Below are 243 nucleotides of genomic sequence, written 5' to 3'. Positions count from 1 at the left end.
ACAGATAAGGCGGAACATCCTAATACTTCTGAATCATCTGAGCCTAAGAAAGCAACAGATAATACGCCACCTTCTAAACCAGTAATTGACACAGATTTAACAGGTAAAGCTGGATCTACTGATCCAATCACAGTTACAGCTGAACCTGGTTCTAAAGTCGAACTATTCGATAAAGATGGGCATAAGATTGGCGAAGGTGAAGCTGATGATCAAGGTCACGCTACGATTACACCAACGCAACCT

General features: G+C 42.0%; 1 protein-coding gene. It reads left to right on the top strand.

The features are described 5' to 3' along the window. Nucleotides 1-243, top strand: a 243-nt coding sequence (locus CD111_RS12540; RefSeq protein WP_158245695.1) for a hypothetical protein, incomplete at both ends; no start/stop codon positions are given.

The sequence above is a fragment of the Mammaliicoccus stepanovicii genome (genome assembly GCF_002902525.1).
Taxonomy (GTDB): Bacteria; Bacillota; Bacilli; order Staphylococcales; family Staphylococcaceae; genus Mammaliicoccus; species Mammaliicoccus stepanovicii.
Note: the sequence above shows the minus strand (reverse complement) of the source record. Positions and strands in the feature narration are given on the sequence as shown.